Here is a 21714-nt window from a genome sequence, read left to right on the forward strand (position 1 = left end):
AGAATATATGGCTAAAGCAAAGAAAAAATCTATATTTTTCTGCAAAGAGTGTGGATTTGAAAGTGCAAAGTGGCTTGGACAGTGTCCGGGCTGTAAAGAATGGAATTCATTTGTTGAAGAACCGGTGATCAAGAACACAGCAGGAAAAGAAGTTCATGCTGCGGAAAAGAAAGAACCTTCACGTTTATCAGAAGTAAGCGTGGAGAAAGAAGAAAGAGTATTAACCGGTATTGGTGAACTGGATAGAGTATTAGGCGGTGGGATTGTGACCGGTTCTCTTGTTTTGGTAGGTGGAGATCCCGGTATCGGAAAGTCTACACTTTTATTGCAAATGTGCCGGGAACTTTCTACAGCCTCTAAAAAAGTGCTGTATGTTTCAGGAGAAGAGTCTGTAAAGCAGATCAAGATGCGTGCGGACCGGATCGGTACATTTGAAAAAGAAATGCTTTTACTGAGTGAGACAGATCTTGATATTGTTGTTGAGACTATTTTAAGACAACAGCCTGATATCGTGATCATTGATTCGATCCAGACAATGTACAGGGAAGAGATTGGTTCGGCACCCGGAAGTGTCAGCCAGGTGCGTGAGACAACAAGTGTTTTGATGCGTCTTGCAAAAGAGCAGGGCATCACGATCTTTGTAGTCGGACACGTTACAAAGGAAGGTGTTGTTGCCGGACCGCGTGTCTTAGAGCATATGGTGGATACCGTGCTTTATTTCGAAGGGGATGGCTGCATGCCATACCGTTTTCTGCGTGGTGTGAAGAACCGTTTCGGCTCAACGAATGAGATTGGCGTATTTGAAATGCGCGGAAGTGGGTTGGCAGAAGTGACAAACCCATCCGAATATATGCTTCAGGGCAAACCCGAAAATGAACCGGGCTCGATCGTTACCTGTTCGATGGAAGGAACCAGACCGATCTTAGTAGAAGTACAGGCTTTAGTATGTCAGACAAGTTTTAATCTTCCAAGACGTACAGCAGCCGGTACCGATTATAATCGTATCAATCTTTTGATGGCGGTGATCGAAAAGCGTCTGGGCATACGAATGGGTGACTGTGATGCTTATATCAATGTAGCAGGTGGTATGCGTATCAATGAACCGGCACTGGATCTGGGTATTGTTGCGGCATTATTATCCAGTTACAAAAATATAACATTTGACAGCAGCACGATCTGCTTTGGAGAAGTAGGACTGGTGGGGGAGATTCGTGCAATCAACATGGCAGAACAGAGAGTGCTCGAAGCTGCGAAACTTGGCTTTCGTACCTGTATTCTTCCACAGGCGAATAAGAGCCGCCTGGATATTTCAAAAGATATGCTAAACGGAATGGAACTTATCGGTTTAAGTACGATACATGAATTGCTGGGGGTGATGTAATGGAAATCAATGAGACAGAGGATTCGACAGAAAATGTCTTGAGTCGTATGGAAAATTCATTAAATGCATTAGAGCAGATGTCATTGGATTCCATCAATATTACAGATAAACTTGTTAATGGCATCTCAGATCTTCAAAAATGTATTGAAGAATTACGGGAAAGCCCACAGCAGGATAAGGAACTGATCTATGAGATGATCGTAGAATTGTTGCAGGAACTTTTGGATACGGCATTTACCGTCAATAATGTTTCACATGAACTGGAAACAGAAATGGTACTACAAAGAGACATGGTAGATAATGTCCGCCAGATTGTGGATTATTTGTATGGGATGCAAAAAAAATTTGAAGATCCGGATTGTTTTTTAGAATGAAGCACATTGGAATAAAATGTAAAAAGGAGAACGATATTAAAAGATCGTTCTCCTTTTTTGTATTTCGTACCGTATAGGAGCATTTTTTAATCCAAACAGCATACATTGAAACCTTATCATTTATCCATTCAAAACACTTATGCAGCAGTTCTGAATGGATGAAACAGTTTATATTTTATGAAGCAGTTGTAGTTCCTAATGGTTGTTTTCTTCTCTTTTTTCTCTGCGTGGTGGCTTCGGACCGAGGTATTGATAAAAATAGGTACGCATCATACCGTTGTAGATCTTTCGGTTTTTGTCGGCCTTCTTACCGATATACCGCTGTGCATCTTCGTAAGCCGTGATAAGATACATTGACCAGCTGTCTAAGTTTTTATAAGCAGTTCCGATATCACGATATAATTCCGGCATTTCTTCGGGACTGTCAAGACGCTGTCCATATGGTGGATTCGTAATGATAAAACCGTATTTTTTGCGATGGCTTAGATCCTGTAAGGCTCTTTGCTGAAAATGGATCAGATGATCAACTTCAGCAAGACGGGCATTTTCCATCGAAGCTTTTATCGCATCATGACTGATATCATAACCCTGAATATCCATTTCGCAGTCACGGATAATATTGTCTTCTGCTTCTGTGATCGCATCATACCATTCCTTTTTCGGGATCAGATGCGTCCACTTCTCAGAGGTAAAAGAACGGTTCATGCCGGGAGCGATATTTGCTCCGATCATAGCCGCTTCAATCGGAAAAGTACCACTTCCACAGAAAGGATCGACTAAGATTCGGTTTCTATTCCATGGGGTTAAAAGGATCAATGCAGCAGCAAGTGTTTCCGTGATCGGTGCTTTCACGGTAGCCTGACGATAGCCTCTTTTATGAAGAGAAGCACCGGTCGTATCCAGTCCGACCACAACTTCGTCTTTCATCAAGGTTACACGTACCGGGAAGTCAGCACCATCTTCCTGAAACCAGTTAATATGATATTTTTCTTTCAAACGTTCCACCATTGCTTTTTTCATGATCGACTGGATGTCAGACGGGCTAAAAAGCTTACTTTTGATCGAAGTCGCTTTTGTTACCCAGAAACGTCCGTTCTGCGGAATATAATTTTCCCATGGCAGCTTCTTAGTACCCTCAAAAAGCTCATCAAATGTGGTAGCATGAAAGCTACCGATTTTTAACAAAATACGTTCGGTTGTCCTCAAAAATATATTTGCACGACAGATCGCGTCGCTGTCACCGGTAAAAGTGATCTTACCGTCTTCTACTTTTATGATCTCATATCCTAAACGCAGGATTTCTTTCTTCAATACAGCTTCCAGTCCAAAATGACAGGGAGCAATAAATTCATATTTAGCCAAATTGTTTCTCCTTCCATACATAGAGCTGTACCGCCATCGCCCATCCCATTTGTATCCCACTATAGAGCTGTACAAAATGCCTTTACTGCGTCAGATCAAAGACTTTCTTTTCGTGGTTTCAATTTATTTTTGCCTTTTGGGTTGACACGACGGCTTCTTAGGATATCTGATTTTTTAAGACTTTTTTGCTATTGGGCGCGGGTCATAACTATAGGGGCGACTCAGCCTGAGTAGCATTGCTTAGGGGGCACGCTTCCGCTTCGCAAAGCCACGTAGCGCACACATAGCACTTCAAAAAGAAAATCTTTTTTGAAGCGCAAGTGGCGACGGGCTTAGAGAGCCCCTACAGCAATGTACATCAGGACTGGCCCTGCCCCTATATCAGATGAGAGCGCCCATAATAAAAGCAAAAAAGTCAAAAAATCATAGATATCCTTAGAAGGCGAAACAGTGCCCCAAAAGTCAAAATAAATTGAATCACGAATGAAACATTTATGAACTGACGCAGTAAAAGCATTTTTCAGCCTGTGAAAGTATGGAAAATGCAAATGGGATCTGCGATGGCTTGTCAGGGTGGATGTTGTGGCCCTGACATTCTCTGATTGTTATTAGTATATTATAGAGAAAAACAGATAAGATGGCAAATATGTAATAGTGAACCATTTTTAACAAAAAATCAGAATAGATTTTGTATGTTTTTTACTTAATGAAGTATGTTAAAATAGTAGATATGCCGGTGGGCTTCCGGCATTGTTTAAATAATAGAAGAAAGCAAGACGGCTTTGTGTGGCTGCTTTGTATGGAGGGGAAGATGAAGAGTTTACTTCAATATTTAAGAGGATATAAAAAAGAATGTATTTTAGGACCGCTTTTTAAAATGCTCGAAGCGTGTTTTGATCTGACGGTACCATATGTGACTGCATTAATGATCGATCAGGGTATTGCGAATCATGATACGGGGAGGATCGGAAGGTATAGTGTTATGTTGATCCTGCTTGCAATGATCGGTCTGTCGTGTTCGATCACCGCACAGTTTTTTGCAGCAAAGGCGGCAGTCGGTTTTGCAACGAAATTGCGTCATGCACTGTTTTCCCATATAGAAACACTGTCTTTTGATAAAGTGGATCAGGTGGGAACGTCGACTTTGATCACACGAATGACAAGTGATATCAACCAGTTGCAAAATGGTGTCAACATGGCGATCCGATTGTTTTTACGTTCACCGTTTATTGTATTTGGCGCAGTGATCTGTGCGTTAATGATTGATCTGAAAGCTGCATTGGTTTTCGTCGCGGTAATCCCGCTTCTGGCAGTCGTAGTATTTGGCATTATGGGAATCAGTATGCCACTTTATAAGAAAGTACAGCAGGCATTAGATAAAGTCTTAGAAAGCACAAGAGAAAATCTGACCGGGGTCAGAGTGATCCGGGCTTTTCACAGAGAGGAAGAAGAAAAGCAGCAATATGGAAAGAAAAATGATACTTTAGCATCCGCACAGCTTTTTGTAGGACGAATTGCCGCACTGACCAATCCGGTTACTTATGTGATGATCAATCTTGCGTTGGTCGTTTTGCTGCAGGTCAGTGGTATTCGTGTGAATGTAGGAGCATTGACGCAAGGTGAAGTGGTTGCATTAGTCAACTATCTGTCACAGATCTTAGTAGAGCTGATCAAGCTTGCAAATGTCATTGTTGTAGAAAACAAGGCATTAGCCTGTGCAGCCAGAATTGAATCTGTATTAAAGAAAAAGTCATCATTGGATATTATTGAGGATAAAGATACAGAACAGACAGCAAACCATGTAATTCCGAAAGTTTCTTTTGAAAATGTATCGCTTTGTTACAACGAATCGGCAGAGCCTTCGATCGAAAATGTGAATTTTGAAGCAATGGCTGGAGAAACGATCGGCATTATCGGTGGTACAGGATCGGGGAAAAGTTCTTTGATCCATATGATACCAAGATTTTATGATGCTACCAAAGGAACGGTTCGTATTGATGGAAAAGATGTCAGAACGATGCCGGTAGAAGCAGTAAGACAAAAGATAGGAATTGCACTACAAAAAGCCGTATTGTTTAAGGGTACGATCAAAGAAAATCTTTTGTGGGGAAATGAAAATGCAACACAGCAGGAGCTTGACGAAGCGATAGAAGCTTCGCAGGCATTAGAATTTATTGACAAGAAAGAAAATGGACTGGAATCAGTTGTTGAGCAGGGCGGACGCAATCTGTCAGGCGGACAAAAGCAGCGTTTGACGGTCGCAAGAGCATTGGTTCGCCGTCCTGAGATCCTGATCCTTGATGATAGTACATCGGCATTGGACTATGCGACAGATGCAAAGCTTCGCAGTGCGATCAAACATTTAAGCTATCATCCTACTGTTTTTATGGTTTCGCAAAGAACATCATCGATTCGCCATGCAGATAAGATCCTTGTTTTGGATGATGGACAAGTAGTAGGAATCGGAACCCATGATGAGCTTCTAAAGAATTGTGAAGTATATCAGGAGATACATTATTCACAATATCAAAAAGAAGAAAAAAGGGCATAAAGACAGCATTAATTTGAGCTTTGGCGTACATGGTACAGCAAAGAGTACGCAGAAATGAGGATGAACATGGCAGAAGAAAAAAAGACATTAAAAAAGGTGCTGCGTTATATTCGAAAGTATTTATGGCTGATGATACTTTCTATGATCTTGGCAGCAGTTACGGTTATTTTTACATTATATCTTCCTATTTTGACAGGACAGGCAGTTGATATGATGATGGACAAAGGAAGAGTACGTTTTACTGATCTTCATGGCATATTAATGAAGATGGTAATAGCGATTGCAATTACCGGAGTAGCACAATGGCTGATGAATATTTTAAACAACCGTGTGACGTATCTGGTTGTCCGTGATATCCGAAAGGATGCATTTGAAAAGATCCAGAAACTTCCGTTAAAATATCTGGATGCGCATCCTTCGGGTGATATTGTAAGCCGCATCATAGCAGATGTAGACCAGTTTGCAGATGGTCTTTTACTGGGATTTACACAGGCATTCACCGGTGTGCTTACGATCGTTGGAACATTGCTTTTTATGCTGCGGATCAATGTATGGATCACGTTGGTGGTTGTTTTGGTAACGCCATTGTCTTTCTTTGTGGCGGCCTTTATCGCTAAAAAGACACATATTATGTTTCAAAAGCAGTCAGAAACCCGTGGAGAACAGACCGGACTGATTAATGAAATGGTAGAAAACCTGTCTGTAGTACAGGCATTTGGCTATGAGGAAAAAGCTTTACAGCGTTTTGATGTGATCAATGATCGTTTAGAGAAATATTCACTTCGTGCGATTTTCTTTTCTTCGATCACAAATCCATCCACGCGATTTGTCAACAACTTAGTATATGCCGGTGTAGGCATTACCGGAGCATTGTTTGCAATACACGGAAGATTAAGTGTCGGTAAACTGACAACATTTTTAAGTTATGCGAACCAGTATACGAAGCCGTTTAATGAAATATCCGGTGTGATCACGGAATTACAAAATGCATTGACTTGTGCCGGACGTGTTTTTGATCTGATGGAACAGGAAGAAGAGATACCCGAAGATTCCAAAGAGCATATCGATCAATGTGTTGGTAATGTGACGATCGATCATGTCGACTTCTCTTATGTGGAAGATAAACCATTGATTCAGGATCTGCATCTGTCTGTAAAATCAGGGCAGAGAGTTGCAATCGTCGGACCGACCGGTTGTGGAAAGACGACGATCATTAATCTTTTGATGCGCTTTTACGATGTTAATAAGGGTGCGATCTATATTGATGGAAAGGATATCAGAGAACTTTCACGCAAAAATCTCCGCAGCCAGTATGGTATGGTGTTGCAGGAAACCTGGTTAAAGGATGCAAGCGTGCTTGAAAATATTTTATTTGGGCGTGAAGATGCTACCAGAGAGGAAGCGATTGCAGCAGCAAAGATGTCTCATGCACATTCGTTTATTAAAAGACTGCCGGAAGGATATGATACGATCCTGAGTGAAAACGGAGAAAATCTGTCACAGGGACAAAGACAGCTTTTAAGTATTACGCGCGTGATCCTATGCAAACCATCTATTCTGATCTTAGACGAAGCAACATCTTCGATCGATACGAGAACAGAAATTAAGATTCAGAATGCGTTTGCCAAGATGATGGAAGGAAAGACAAGCTTTATTGTTGCCCACAGATTGTCTACGATACAAAATGCGGATATCATTCTGGTGATGAAAGACGGTAAGATCATTGAACAGGGCAATCATGAAGAACTTCTGGCAAAGAAAGGCTTTTATTCTGAATTGTATATGAGCCAGTTTGCCGTTGACTAAGCCAATCATGGAAGGAATAAGAAAGAAAAGAATCAATTAGAAACTAAATGGAGGTTATCATGAAAAAGATACTTGTATTAGATTTAGATGGAACATTGACAAATCATAAAAAAGAGATCACACCTAAGACAAAGGCTGCGATCATGGAGATGCAAAAGCAGGGACATACTGTTGTGCTTGCATCCGGCAGACCGACAAGAGGCGTGGATCCGATCCGCAAAGAATTAGAACTGGATCGTTATGACGGATATACATTGGCTTTTAATGGTGCTCGTATTACAAGATGCAGCACTAATGAAGTAATCTACCAGCAGACACTTCCTGAAGAGATTGTGCCGGAACTGTTTGCCATGGCAAAACAGGAAGGTATTGGAATGATGACATATGATGAACAGGGGATTATTGCAAATAGGCATGAAGATGAGTTTATGGATATCGAAGCAATGATCAATCAGGTTCAGATCCGTCATTTCGATGATCCGACAGCACATCTGACACAGCCGGTCAATAAATGTCTGGGAACAGCTCCGGTTGATATCGCACCGGCAATTGAAAAGAAGTTTTATGATCGTTTCTCTGACAGGATCAATGTCAGCCGTTCGGAAGCATTTTTTATTGAATTAGTGCCAAAGGGAGTAGATAAAGCGGCTTCACTTGCCAAACTATGTGAAATCCTTGGAAGATCCAGAGACGATATGATCGCATGCGGAGATGGGTTTAATGATATTTCCATGATCGAATTTGCCGGCCTTGGTGTTGCAATGGAAAATGCACAGGAACCGGTCAAAAAAGTCGCAGATTATATCACAAGGTCCAATGAAGAAGATGGTGTTGCACATGTGATCCATAAATATATTCTGGCATCATAAAAGCTTTCTGACAGAAAAATACTTTCTTGCAAATGATCGTAAAAGCGGATTGACAGAATAAAATATTTTCATTACAAATGCTCACAAATATAGTATGATATCAAAAAAAAGGAGCTTGTTTCATAGTTGATTATGAAACAAGCTCCTTACATTATCAAGAGTATCTGTTTCGCTGTAAAGATATCATGCAATACTTCTATATCAAGAGTATCTGTTTCACTGTAAAGATATCTTGTAATGCTTTTATATCAAGTAAATTTATTTTGCTACAAAGACATCCTGTAATGTTTCCATATCCAACGTGTCTTTTGGATCAAAGGCATCCGATGTCAGATAAGTGAGTAATGATTTTGTGAATTGTTTTACCTCAACACGATTCGCAATCTCGCTAAGGCGGCTTGTACAGATCATCAAACGACCATCTCCGACTTTTCCCTCAAAGAGAATACCTAACTTATGATTACGTTCGAAGTTATCGACCATCTGGATGATCGGACGGAATGTTTTATCCGTAGCATTGTCAAGAATAGCACAGTCTGCATGGCTGACAATCTGATACCATTGCGGAGTTGCATAGCTGTGTGTCGGGAATGCGTTAAAGACAGGATGTTTCTTCCGGATGCAAAGTCCCATTGTTCCGACTGCGACCGGCTTTTTCATCCATTCGCAGATATCACGAAACATAGGATAACACCAGAAATCCGTACAATAAAAGCCTTCGATGTTTTGTGCAACTTCGTTTGGAAGATATAATACGCGTTTGCCCTGATTTAATAAAGTCTTTGCTTCTTCAAAATTCTGTGTCAGGAAAAGATGTGTTCCATTTTCATTGATGTTAGATACCGCAGAAAGTGGAAGAGCACTCTTGTTTGAAGGATAGCTATATAGTTCATAAGCATTCTTCATCTTTGTTCCCGGAACGGTAAGTGTTAATGTATAGACTTTTGCGTCAGCACTTTCAGGAAGTGTGATTGCAGCATCTCCAAGGGCAACAAGATCAAAAGCGTTGTCCGGGATGGCAAGACTGCCGGAATCTACGACCTGTCCTTTCTCGCTGACTTCCCAGTGAAGTTCTTTGCCAATCAGCTTTTCGGGGTTATAATAACGCAATGCCATGGCAGCGTTAAAGGTTTCTCCATTTGTATGGATATAGGATTCGAATTGTGCAAGTAAGATACCGTCCGAACAGAATCCTGCCCATTCTTCCGGTGTCACATGTCCTTTGTTATCCATAAATGCATCTAAAATACCGACTAAAGCAGTACCCTGACCGGAAAAGTCCTGAATATCAAGAATCTGGTATCCGGCAAGTCGTTTGGTACGTGCAGCAGCTTCTAATTCTTCTTTATAACATTGAACGGAAAGTTTTCCTGATGTATAGAAGAAATCATCTGCCCAGTCAAGCATACCGGTTTCTTTTAAACGGTCACGGAATACTTCAAAGTTGCGGGCCTTTAACACACCAGTATATTTTTCAATCTCATGGAAGTTTGGATATACTTCGTATTGACCGATCTCATGAGATACGACCGGAATATGAGGAATCAAAACACCCTCGCCTTTAGCAGCTTTTACTTTCTTTACACCTGTTCCGTACTGAATCTCGATCTCGTCAGTGCCATCATTGCTGCTGCTTTCTGTATTTGTCGGATAGATCTCTTCGTCATAATTATGCATCGTAGATGGTTCATCCCATTGTACATGACCAAGCGGTGCATCACACATGCCATAAGAACCACGGATCAGACGGTTCTTGCTGAAACGTACGCCAACATAGAAATCATCTTCCGGTAAAAGAACCGGTGTATGCTGGAAGTTATTCGATCCCTGCGTGTAGAGATGACGTGTATCGACTTTTTTGTAATTGCGGATGATCTCTGCCATTCTTTCTTTGCTGCCCCAAAGTTCATTACCGAGAGACATCATACAATAAGATGCATGGTTGCCAAAAGTATCCATCATGCGATAGCCTTCTGTGATCAGATAATCCTGCTCTGCGGCATTATGATTTTCATCATCCGGTGCGGTAAGTGTACCCCAGAACGGAAGCTGAGGTTCCATATAAATTCCAAGATAATCTGCTGCCGTAAATGCTGCATCGGGAGGGCAGCAGGTATGGAAACGATAGTGATTGATGCCATATGATTTTGAAATCTTCATGACACGGATCCATTCATCCACGGTAGCCGGAACAGCTCCGGTAAGAGGAAAGATCAGTCCGTCGTGCTTTCCTCGCAGGAACGTTGGTGTTCCATTGATCAGAAATTCTGTTTCGGTTGTAGTAAAGTCACGAAGACCAAAGGTAGTGATAGTCTTATCTTTGTTTTCCATGATCATCATTTCGAAGCGGTATACAACCGGCGTATATTCACTCCAAAAAGCAGCATCCGTACCCAAAGCATAAGTGATCTCGTTAGCGTGTGTTCCAACCGGAAATGTAACTTCTTGTGTTGCCGCGGCAGAAGATATACCGGTGTCACCACTGATATCCGTTAAAAATGCCTGTGTCTGAAGCGTTAATTCATGCTCTTCCTTTGTGGTATTTACTGTATCAAATGTCACACGGACTGTCCTTGTTTTAGTATCAGGGAAAGTCTTAACATTTTTGATATAGCATTGATCAAAAATATGTAATGCGATTTCACCGATGATTCCGTTCCAGTTTGTCTGCGTATCCGGTGATGTAAGATGACCGCCCTTTGTCGGATAATCGACATTTGATACCAGAATGGTCAAACGAAAATGTGTCTGTTTGAGATAGGGAGTCAGATCATATTCATGAGGTGTATTCAGACTGTCAAAATCTCCGACGAGCTGATCGTCTACCCATACCTTAGTCATACGGGTACGCTCCAAATATAAAATAATATTTTTGTCAAGATCGGTTCGGTCAAGGTCGATCTCTTTTGCATACCATGCATATCCTTCAAAAAGATAAGGATCGGTCAAAAAGCCGGTTTCCTTAACGTCAGAAGGTGTTCCCTTTTGCGCCATTGAAATCGTTCCGGGTAATGGAATATTGTCCGAAAATTCTTTTGAATAAATGTGTTCGTCTATTCCTTTTTTCTCAGGATCCATAGCAAAATCCCATGTTCCTGCCAAATTCAATTTTTTAATCATGTGATACCTCTTTTAAATTCCAGCCTTTTGGCTTTCAAATTCTGTATGTCAGCAATGCATTAGTATTGTGCTGTACTTATTTTCAAGTGTCTGTTTTATTATACTATGAAAAGGTTGGGCTTTCAATCATAATGTAGCACGCAAAAGTGCATTTTAGTTGCATTCAAAATAGGATTAAGGTATACTTTGATAGGGAAAAGTTTGTCACAACAAACACAAAAATCAGCAAACCAAAGATAAAAATAACAGGAGAAAGCACAAATGAACGAAAAGGAATGGAAAAAACTTCTGATACAGGGTATAACACTATTGTGTATTGTGCTGCTTTGCTGTGTATACTTTGATAAAGGCAGTTGCAAGAAAGAAATTAATGCAGCTGCAAAAGACAAGAAACCCAATATCGAGATGGGAGCAGCAGCGGTTTCGACAGCTTCTTCTATTTCTGTAGAAAGCCAGCCGAAAGTAATTGTATTAGATGCCGGACATGGTGGTATAGATGAAGGTGCTTCATCTGCGAACAGAAAAGTGCAAGAAAAGAAATACACTTTACTTTTAGCCAGGAAAGTAAAATATTTATTAGAACAAAAAGGAATCATAGTATGTATGACACGTACACAGGATGCTGATGTGACAAAAGCATGCAGAGTGCAATTAGCCAATACAGCAGGTGCAAATCTTTTTGTCAGTATACATTGCAATACATCGGATGCGTGGGATACCAGTGCAAACGGCTTGGAATGTCTTTATGCAACGAATAAAAAAGCACTTGCTGCGAAAAACAAAAAATTAGCAAAAACAATTTTACATTCACTTACCAAGACGACAAGGTTAAAAAAACGTGGTGTGATCAAAAGAAACGGTTTATATATTTTGCGAAAAGCAAAGATACCATCTACCATTGTAGAAGTAGGTTATCTGTCAAATAAAAAAGATTTAAAAACGATCATAAAAGAAAGCGGGCAGAATGCGATCGCACAAGGAATCAGTGATGGCATTATACAAGCGTTGGAGGGAAATAGATAAATGGATGCAAATAGAAAAATTATCGTAGCAACAGGAAATGAAGGCAAGATGAAAGAGATTCGTCAGATACTTGGCAATGAAAACATCACATTTTCTTCTTTGAAAGACGAAAAGCTTCAGGATGTAGAGATCATCGAGAACGGAAAAACATTTGAAGAAAATGCAATCATTAAAGCACGAACGATCAGCGACCTGACCGGTAAAATGGTGCTCGCAGATGATTCCGGTCTGGAGGTAGATTATCTGGATAAAGCACCGGGAGTATATTCGGCAAGATATCTTGGCGTCGACACGCCATATCATATTAAAAATCAACATATTATCGAGCTTCTCGACGGCGTCAAAGACGAAAAAAGAACAGCACGCTTTGTCTGTGCGATTGCCTGTGCCTTTCCTGACGGCCGCACGATCACAACACGCGGCACGATCGAGGGACGTATCGGTTACGAAGAAAAAGGCACCAATGGATTTGGATATGATCCTATCTTTTATGTGCCGGAGTTTGGTTGTACCACGTCAGAACTTTCACCGGAAGAAAAGAACAAAGTCAGTCACCGTGGAAAAGCATTGGTGGCAATGTACGAAGAATTAAAACGTGAAAACGTCTTATAGGGAAGAAAAGAAGTACAAAAAAGCAATATCAGCCGGAAAAGGTCATTGCAGGACAGAGGAGTGAAAAGGATGGCATATAAAATGGGTAGAAAGATCTTAGTAGTCAGTGATTCGCATGGCAGAATGGATTATTTGCGAAAAGCAATCGAAGCTTTTGGACCAAGAGGACGTGATCTTGAGATGATGATCCATTTAGGAGACATCCAGTGTCCGGTAGAACAGATCACCGGAATGGTAGATTGTCCGGTTGAGATTGTCAGAGGAAACAATGATTTTAATCCGGAACTTCCGGGGACCAAATTGGTCGAGATCGGTGACGAAGTTGCCATGATCACACACGGACACCGTTATGGCTGTTATCATGGAACAGAAGAGATGAAAGAACTGGCAGCCGCAAATGGTGCCGGCATGGTTCTTTTTGGACATACACATAAACCGCTTTTAGAACTGGATGGAGAGGTCAAAGCCATGAATCCGGGAAGCATTTCCCTGCCAAGACAGGAAGGGTATTGTCCGACGTATTTGGTCATCACGATCGAAGAAGATGGAAGAATGAATTTTTCGATTGTGGAGATGTAAGAAGAGTCGCAAAGTAAAAGAAATTATAAAAAGGAGAGATCAGATGAAAGATCTCTCCTTTTGTTTTGGAGTTATTGTATCATGGATTCGCAACAAAAGAAAATTTGTTTTTTGTGCAGAATTCATGAACGATAATATTTTTTTTGACTGTTGTTATGAATAAATTCATTAGTCAAATAATGTTTCGTTCTTCTTTTTCTTTTCTGTGATCGTCAGTTCCGGATTACGGACACTGACGCGGGAACCGGCAGGAACGGAAGAAGTAATAAAGGCATTACCGCCAATTACAACACCTTTTCCGATTACGGTTTCACCACCGAGAATAGAAGCACTGGAATAAATTGTCACATCATCTTCAATCGTAGGATGTCTCTTAACATCACGCAGAAGCTGACCGCTGCGTGTGGATAACGCACCCAGAGTAACACCCTGGTAGATTTTTACATTATTGCCGATAATCGTGGTTTCTCCAATGACAACACCTGTTCCGTGGTCAATAAAGAAATATTCTCCGATCGTTGCACCGGGGTTGATATCAATTCCACTGTGACTGTGTGCATATTCTGTCATAATACGTGGAATGAACGGAACCTTCATTCGATATAACTCATGTGCCATACGGTATACAAAAATTGCAAAAAGTCCCGGATAGCAAAAGATGATCTCTTCTTTGGAATGAGCGGCCGGATCACCATCAAAAGCAGCCTGCACATCTTTCATCAACATTTTTTGGAGATCAGGAAGAGATCGAAAAAATGCAGAACAGATCTCGTTTGCTTTTTTTGATGCCTCTTCATCGGAAACGCATTTTTTGCAATTTTGCATCAAAGCAGCCTGAATCTGACCGGATAAACTGTTATATAACTTACTGATCGTATGTCCGATAAAATAAGAAGGAAGGGAACAGCACAGATGCTCTTCATCAAAATATCCCGGAAACATGATCTGACGGAGTCCAAGTGTAATATGTATGATCGTATTACGGTTTGGCATGGTATGGCCTTCCGGAATATAAAAGAGCTCCTCGTTTTTATAGTTATTATTGATCTGTTCTACGATCCGATGTAATTCTTTGTCTGAAAACATAAATTCCTCCTGTATTTTTTAATGTACCATCAGTATCTTCTCAAAACGAATTCTTTGGGCAATATATCGTAAATTTATCTCAAAAATTTTCGTTTAGAAGATTCCTCTTATACATTTTATAATATATATTTATATGCAAATTTTGAAAGTATGTGTATCATTTGGATTTCGGAGTTATTATAACACAACATTAGTATATGTTCTAGTGGGAGAAAAAAGTCGAACAAAAGGTGTAATTGTTTGACAAATAGGATAAAAACCAGTATAATAGTTCTAAAGTGAACTGTTTAATAATAGACTAATATAAGAGGAAGCAGCACACAGGGGGTGAGGAATTGGACGAAAAGATAGAACTTCTTCTATATGGCCAGCAATATAAAAAGTTTCAGGAAACTTTTTATGGAGATCTGATGGTGCAGTATCATTTGAATGTGATCGACATTCGTGTACTATTGTTTTTTTATGAACATAAGAAATGGGATACAGCTAAAGATATTGTTCAAAAGCATTTTTTGACAAAATCTTATGTATCCAAAGCGGTTGATAAATTGATAGAAAAGGGATATCTTGAACGGCGGTATTACAAAGAAGACCGCAGATATATTCATCTTGTTGTACAAGAGAAGGCAGTTCCGGTGATCAAGTTGATTCAGGAGAAGAGAAAAGAAATGGTATGCAGGCTCTTAGCAGGTGTTGCTACAGAAGATCTGGAACTATTAGGTAAGATCGCATTGCAGATCAATGAGAATATTTCAGAAGTTCTTGCACAAAAGGAGATGGCGGAAAGCAACGATTAGTCCATTCGGTCTGTGGATGCGTGGTGTCACAGACTGTAGAAAATTCACGCAGAAAAGAGGGTAACTATGAGTAAAGATTTTGATGAAATGATGAAGACATATACGGAACGTTACAGTAAGATATGTATTGATAACAACCAGATTGATGCATCATTGTTTGATGAATTTGGGGTAAAAAGAGGTTTACGAGATAAAAACGGTAAAGGTGTTTTATCCGGTATCACGAATATTTCTTTGATCAAGTCAAGCACAGAAAAAGATGGTAAAACCATTCCATGTGATGGACAGCTCTACTATCGCGGATATAACATTTTTGATCTGACACAGGGATTTCGCAATGAAAAAAGATTTGGCTTTGAGGAAACCACCTATCTGCTTTTGTTTGGAGAATTGCCAACAAAAGACCAGCTTGCGGAATTTACGGCAATTCTTGCAAAGAACCGCAGATTGCCGACGAACTTTGTGCGTGATGTTATTATGAAAGCTCCTAGCAAAGATATTATGAATTCCCTGACAAAAAGTGTGTTGACCTTATCTTCTTATGATGACAAAGTTACAGACAATTCTTTACAGAATGTATTGACACAGAGTTTAATGCTGATCAGCGTATTCCCGATGTTAGCGGTATACGGTTATCATGCTTATAACCATTATGAAAGAGATGAAAGCTTTTATATTCATCGCCCGGATGACAGCTTATCGGCTGCGGAAAATATTTTAAGAATGCTTCGTCCAAATAAAGAATATACAAATGTAGAAGCCAGAGTGCTTGATCTTGCTTTAGTACTTCATATGGAACATGGCGGTGGTAATAACTCAACATTTACTACGCGTGTAGTAACATCAGCCGGTTCTGACACATATTCTGTTATCGCGGCAGCTCTATCTTCTCTGAAAGGACCAAAGCACGGTGGTGCAAACATCAAAGTGGTAGAAATGATGCAGGATTTAAAAGAGCATGTAAAAGATGTCACGGATGAGGATGAAGTAAGAGAATATCTTCGTAAACTCGTTCGTCGTCAGGCATTTGATAAACGCGGTCTGATCTATGGTATGGGGCATGCGGTATATTCTATTTCCGATCCGAGAGCAATCGCTTTTAAGCAATTCGTAAAACTGCTGGCAGAAGAAAAACATGAGAAGAAAGAATTTGAATTATATTCCATGATCGAAAGAATCGCACCGGAAGTCATTGGTGAAGAATGTGCCATTTATAAAGGTGTCAGTGCCAATGTGGACTTCTATAGTGGTTTTGTTTATAAAATGCTTGGTATTCCGGTAGAATTGTTCACACCGATCTTTGCCATGGCAAGAATTGTCGGCTGGAGTGCGCATCGTATGGAAGAATTGATCAATGTCGATAAGATCATCAGACCGGCATACCAGAGTATCATGGTGCCAAGGGTTTATGAGAGTATCAAAGAGCGTTCCACACGAAAGATTGATACAAAGTATCTGAAAGAATTACAGCTTTCGATGAAAGAAGAGAGTTGCTAATAACTTCAAAATGACTGGGTATTGCTTTTGTGATTCCTATATAGGCAGTACAATGGTATGCGGTACTGCCTTTTTTATATAGGAAAATGCTCGTATAGTAGCGGTACACATAGCAAAGCGCTGGCTTTGCACTTTTTTATAAAAAAGTTTGTATTACAGCAGGATGCAAAGACAGTCTTCTATAAAATCATTGATTGCATGTTGTAAATTTGGTATCATATTTATAGTAGCATAGTGTGGTAACCAGGAAAAATTTATATGTGAATAGGAGGAGAAATTATGGAAAAAAAGTACAAGATAGTTTTATCATTAGTTATTGTGTTTGTTTTGCTGTTTGGAAGAAATTCTATGAATATTACGGCTCAGGCATCTGGTGATGCAAGTGATAATAATGCATATGTTTTGGCATATTATGATATTGCTACGAAAACAGAGACAATGCTTACTGCAAAAGATGTGAAACAGAGATTTGGAATCAATATTAATTCAAGTACGTTAACAATCAGCTCTGAACCACAGCAACCTTTAATGAGGCCGATAGAAGAGAAACTTTCAGATGAAGAAAAATCAGATATAGCGGACAAAGACGAGAAAGGAATCAATTATTCTAATACAAACAATGGTTCTTTATTGTTGGAAGAATCATATAGTAATAAAGTCTCAAAAAGTGCACGTGCGACTATAGGAGAAACAAGGAGCAAGATATCAAACCCTAATACGTCTCCTTATTACAGTACAGCAAAAATTTATTCAAGTGATCAATGGATTGGAACAGGATTTGCAGTAGGATACAATCTTCTCGCTACAGCAAGACATTGTCTTCAAAATGATGCGGGTTGGAAGTCATCTATTACAGCTTATTTTGGATATAATGGAAATAAAGGCACATATTTTTATAAAGCAAATAATGCAATTGGATACATTTATTATCCATCATCAACTATAGAATCATCTTTACAGGATTGGGCATTTGTTGTATGGAACACTAATACAGTATATTCTACAGGATGTTATGGAATGAAAGGCGATGGATATAATGGTATGGCAGTAAGTACCGTAGGATACCCTCAAGATTTGGACTCTGGAAATTATATGTATAAATGTTCAGGTACAATTACTAGTTGCAATGATTATGATTTTTGGTCAGATTTACGTGTATATAATGGACAAAGCGGTTCCCCTGTATACGAAGAAACTTCAAGCGGTGCATATGCGATTGCAATTATGACACATAGTTATTTCCCAGTTAATGGTACAAATAATGCTTTATCACGAAGAATTGATAGTGGACTAATTGGATGGCTGATAGAAAATGGATATGCTTGATTGTATTTTGGCTTTTATTAAGGGAGGAAATAATCATGAATAATTATTTGAGATATAGAAAACTTTGCACTTGTTTCATCGTGCTTGCGATTCTTTGTTCCGGTGTGTTATGTACATCCGGAAACATATCTAAGGCGTCAACGAAATTACGATGTCCCCAATCTGTTAAAGCTATAGTTGTGAATAATAAAACCATAAAGTTGAAATGGAAGTCTGTAAAATCTCGGAAAAAATATGAAATATATGCATCAACGAAAAGAAAGGGAAAGTATAAAAAAATAAAACAAACAAGCAAGTGTTATATTATTGTACGGCAGAAACCAGGGAAAAGTTATTATTATAAGGTGAGGGCATATATGAAAAAAAGAAATGGGAAAAAATATAGTTCTTTTTCTAAAATAGTCCGTTCAAAAATTTCACAAGATAAGAAAACATCTTCTGAAGTTACACCGACACCGTCAACAAATCAAAATCAGCAAGATAAGAAAACATCTTCTGAAGTTACACCGACACCGTCAACAAATCAAAATCAGGAAGTATCTGAAAAACAAAGTTTTCAATCGATTTTTGTAAAAGTTTCTCAAATATCAGACAATGAGATATCGTTAATTTCAGAAACTTCCGCAAATGAATATATGATGAAGAAGGAGAATGCACCCGAAGTTCAAATTGGAAGTAGATTAAAGATAGTGAATCCTTCTTTTGATAAAGAAAATACTTTATCAAATTCTATTATGAGTTTTGATTCCCTTACTGTATTAGGAGAGGGAGAGTGGATGAATCATGCCTATTATGTTAAGGAATATGCAAATGGAATCATATATTTATCAGATTCCTTATCGGGGGACGTGGTTTTTACATTAAATGTAACTAAAAATGAAATATGTGTCAGTAAAGGTGGAAGCAATTTATCAGTAAACAATATTATGGTAGGTGACTGTATTTCCTTATTTGTAAATTCGCCTGTATCTACCGGTATTCCCGGCATTATCAATGATTGTACAAAGATTTCTGTTTTATAGAGTCAGTTATGCATCGACATATTTTTAGTTTAGAAGAACATGATATGAAAAGGTGTTATTATATAGGGGCTGTCGCACTAAGTTGTGTGGCACCCCATTTTAACTTTTCGTATATTTTCGGCATAATTAGTATTATTTGCATATGTTTTTTTGATTTACAATCTGTTCATTGTACAATGAAGAAACGGATAGCAGACATATAGAAATTGGTGTGCTGTCTTTTTTTAGTGGAGCAATTCTGTTATAATACGATATAAGAGTGTTAAAAGATGTTATCAAAAAGTGGCAGTCAGGGCGAGTATAAGCCCGTGGCAGAAGAAAAGAATGTTATAAGATATTACGGAAAAGAGAGCAGGAACAGAAGGAGAGTTTGGATGAATCGTATTTTATTTGTCAGGAGAAAGAAAAAAAAGCCGGAAGAAAGCTTGGCAAAGAATTACCGAGTGCATTGTGTCGATTCAGATACGGATGCATGGAATGTATTAGATAAAGAAAAATTTGATGCTATTTTGCTATGGATGGAAGAAGATTCTGCGATAGAAGAAAAGCGATTGACACAATGGAAAGATCATGTAGAATGGAATCTGGTTCCAGTGATAGCCGTTTTACCAAAAGGAAGCTCTGTGACAGAGGAAGATTGTTTTGAGTGGGGGATGGCAGAATGTCTGAAAGAACCACTCTCTACACTTGCAGTATGCAGAAGACTGGAATATGTTATCACATTGTTTCAGCAGGATAAAAAGTCAGATATCAATGAAGTTGAGCAAAATGACCGTATTTTGAATTTGCAGCATGAAGTGATCTGGAGCATGGCGAACCTGATCGAAAGCCGTGACGGTACAACAGGAGGTCATGTTAAACGGACATGGACCTTTGTATGGCTGATCGGGCGGGAACTTTTACGTGAAGGGAAATATCCTGATATTTTGACAAAGGAGTATTTCCGGAATATGTGTGAAGCAGCACCATTACATGATATAGGAAAGATTGCGATACCGGATTATATTTTAAAAGGTACGACCAGGCTGACTAAGGAAGAATTTGAAGAGATGAAGGATCATGCAGCTTTGGGTGGAAAGATCATTCAGGAAACGATGGGAAAGATAGAAGATGCAGCCTATTTAAAGATTGCAACGGATGTTGCATGTTATCATCATGAAAAATGGGATGGTACAGGATATCCGAAGGGCCTGAAAGGAGAGGAAATTCCTCTTTGCGCAAGGATCATGGCAGTTGCCGATGTTTTGGATGCACTGGCATTTCGAAGATCTTATAAAGAAGCTATGGACATCAAAGAAGCAATTAAGATCATTGTAGATGAAAGTGGAACGCATTTTGATCCGACTATTGTCAATGCGATGTTAGCTATTCACGATGAGATAGAAAAAAGAGTGACAGAGAGTCAGAATCAAATGAACAGAAGCGAGGAATAACATGAAAAAAATAAGCGAGCGTAAGCGTATTGTTGTAAAAGTCGGAACGTCTACATTAACACATAAAACCGGAAGATTAAATATCAGAAGAGTGGAGCAACTCGTCAAGACACTTGCAGATCTTTATAATGCAGGGCATGAAGTGATTCTGGTTTCCAGCGGTGCGATCGGTCTTGGAATGGGAAAGCTCGGTCTGAGAGAAAGACCAAAAGACACCAAGGGAAAACAGGCATGTGCGGCAGTAGGGCAATGTGAATTGATGTATATGTATGATAACTTGTTTTCAAATTACAGTATTACCGTAGCACAGTTACTTTTAACAAAATATATTTTATTGGAAGACCGCAGAACCAATGTTGAAAATTCATTAGAAACATTATTATCAATGGGTGTTATTCCGGTTGTTAATGAAAATGATACGGTTGCGATCGATGAGTTGGAACTGGAAGTAGGAGAAAATGATTCTTTGGCAGCGATTGTTGCAACGATCGCAAAGGCCGATCTTTTCATAATGATGTCTGATATTGATGGACTTTTCGATAAAGATCCGAATTCTTCAGATGATGCACAGATGATTCCGGTCGTACAGGAAATCACAGACGAGATCCGTGGTGTGGCAGGCGGTGTGACAACGAACGTGGGAACCGGAGGGATGCGGACAAAGATCCGTGCGGTAGAGATTGCATTTGAAGCAGGGATTGATGTTGTATTGATGAATGGCAAGACTCCAAAGAAGTTGTATGATCTGTTTGAAGATAAGCCGGTCGGCACTTTGTTTACTAAGAAAGATTCGTAAATCATAAAGATGGATCTAAAAAATAAAAACACTCTATTTCTTTTTTACCATAATAACGGCTAAAAACGAAATAGGGTGTT

17 protein-coding genes are annotated in these 21714 nt (G+C 39.4%); 14 read left to right on the plus strand and 3 right to left on the minus strand.

Annotation, left to right across the window (positions count from 1 at the left end; genetic code table 11):
* Positions 1-7 precede the first annotated feature (7 nt).
* Together radA and H8700_RS11835 are read left to right on the plus strand one after the other, a co-directional pair.
* Positions 8-1381 carry a DNA repair protein RadA gene (radA, locus tag H8700_RS11830; protein ID WP_022140651.1) on the plus strand — a complete coding sequence of 458 codons (1374 nt, stop codon included), beginning with the start codon at positions 8-10 and terminating at the stop codon, positions 1379-1381.
* Positions 1381-1755 (plus strand): hypothetical protein, encoded by a 375-nt coding sequence (locus H8700_RS11835; RefSeq protein WP_249305809.1) that lies wholly within the window; start codon positions 1381-1383, stop codon positions 1753-1755. The genes radA and H8700_RS11835 overlap by 1 nt, the downstream gene beginning before the upstream one ends.
* Positions 1756-1950: 195 nt before the next feature.
* Here the strand turns inward: H8700_RS11835 and H8700_RS11840 are convergent, their stop codons facing one another.
* On the minus strand, positions 1951-3117 hold the full coding sequence (locus H8700_RS11840) for a THUMP domain-containing class I SAM-dependent RNA methyltransferase (RefSeq protein ID WP_249305811.1): 1167 nt from the start codon (positions 3115-3117) through the stop codon (positions 1951-1953).
* A gap of 811 nt (positions 3118-3928) precedes the next feature.
* Between H8700_RS11840 and H8700_RS11845 the strand changes: the two genes are divergently transcribed.
* The 3 genes from H8700_RS11845 (at position 3929) to H8700_RS11855 (ending at position 8343) form a co-directional block, all read left to right on the plus strand.
* A complete protein-coding gene (locus H8700_RS11845; RefSeq protein ID WP_249305813.1) occupies positions 3929-5668 on the plus strand; it encodes an ABC transporter ATP-binding protein in 1740 nt (579 codons plus the stop codon).
* Between the two features lie 66 nt (positions 5669-5734).
* Positions 5735-7474, plus strand: a complete 1740-nt coding sequence (locus H8700_RS11850; RefSeq protein WP_330606374.1) for an ABC transporter ATP-binding protein — start codon at positions 5735-5737, stop codon at positions 7472-7474.
* 59 nt (positions 7475-7533) lie between these two features.
* Positions 7534-8343, plus strand: a complete 810-nt coding sequence (locus H8700_RS11855; RefSeq protein ID WP_249305819.1) for a Cof-type HAD-IIB family hydrolase — start codon at positions 7534-7536, stop codon at positions 8341-8343.
* Between the two features lie 258 nt (positions 8344-8601).
* On the opposite strand, the gene H8700_RS11860 is transcribed toward H8700_RS11855, so the two are convergent.
* Complete coding sequence (locus tag H8700_RS11860) at positions 8602-11463, minus strand: DUF8487 domain-containing protein (RefSeq protein WP_249305822.1); 2862 nt, start codon at positions 11461-11463, stop codon at positions 8602-8604.
* Positions 11464-11724: 261 nt separating this feature from the next.
* Between H8700_RS11860 and H8700_RS11865 the strand changes: the two genes are divergently transcribed.
* The 3 genes from H8700_RS11865 (at position 11725) to H8700_RS11875 (ending at position 13677) form a co-directional block, all read left to right on the plus strand.
* Complete coding sequence (locus H8700_RS11865) at positions 11725-12486, plus strand: N-acetylmuramoyl-L-alanine amidase family protein (protein ID WP_249305824.1); 762 nt, start codon at positions 11725-11727, stop codon at positions 12484-12486.
* A complete protein-coding gene (locus H8700_RS11870) occupies positions 12487-13098 on the plus strand; it encodes an XTP/dITP diphosphatase (protein ID WP_022140560.1) in 612 nt (203 codons plus the stop codon). It begins immediately after the preceding gene.
* 69 nt (positions 13099-13167) lie between these two features.
* Positions 13168-13677, plus strand: a complete 510-nt coding sequence (locus H8700_RS11875) for a YfcE family phosphodiesterase (protein WP_022140561.1) — start codon at positions 13168-13170, stop codon at positions 13675-13677.
* Positions 13678-13845: 168 nt separating this feature from the next.
* Here the strand turns inward: H8700_RS11875 and epsC are convergent, their stop codons facing one another.
* Entirely contained in the window at positions 13846-14763 is a 918-nt protein-coding gene (gene epsC / locus H8700_RS11880) for a serine O-acetyltransferase EpsC (RefSeq protein WP_249305826.1), read from the minus strand.
* Positions 14764-15098: 335 nt separating this feature from the next.
* On the opposite strand from epsC, the gene H8700_RS11885 reads away from it, so the two are divergent.
* From H8700_RS11885 to proB, 6 genes are all read left to right on the plus strand, one after another.
* Entirely contained in the window at positions 15099-15560 is a 462-nt protein-coding gene (locus tag H8700_RS11885; protein ID WP_022140564.1) for a MarR family winged helix-turn-helix transcriptional regulator, read from the plus strand.
* A gap of 66 nt (positions 15561-15626) precedes the next feature.
* Positions 15627-17057: a citrate/2-methylcitrate synthase gene (locus tag H8700_RS11890; RefSeq protein WP_249305828.1), complete on the plus strand. Its 1431-nt coding sequence runs from the start codon at positions 15627-15629 to the stop codon at positions 17055-17057.
* A 279-nt stretch (positions 17058-17336) separates the two neighbouring features.
* Positions 17337-18383: a trypsin-like serine peptidase gene (locus tag H8700_RS11895; protein ID WP_249305830.1), complete on the plus strand. Its 1047-nt coding sequence runs from the start codon at positions 17337-17339 to the stop codon at positions 18381-18383.
* Between the two features lie 356 nt (positions 18384-18739).
* On the plus strand, positions 18740-19405 hold the full coding sequence (locus H8700_RS11900; protein WP_249305833.1) for a hypothetical protein: 666 nt from the start codon (positions 18740-18742) through the stop codon (positions 19403-19405).
* A 374-nt stretch (positions 19406-19779) separates the two neighbouring features.
* A complete protein-coding gene (locus H8700_RS11905; protein ID WP_249305836.1) occupies positions 19780-20838 on the plus strand; it encodes an HD domain-containing protein in 1059 nt (352 codons plus the stop codon).
* A 1-nt stretch (position 20839) separates the two neighbouring features.
* Positions 20840-21634, plus strand: coding sequence for a glutamate 5-kinase (gene proB / locus H8700_RS11910; RefSeq protein ID WP_022140569.1), 795 nt, complete (start codon positions 20840-20842; stop codon positions 21632-21634).
* The last annotated feature ends 80 nt before the right edge of the window (positions 21635-21714 follow it).

This window comes from Jutongia hominis (genome assembly GCF_014384965.1).
GTDB classification, from domain to species: domain Bacteria; phylum Bacillota; class Clostridia; order Lachnospirales; family Lachnospiraceae; genus Butyribacter; species Butyribacter hominis.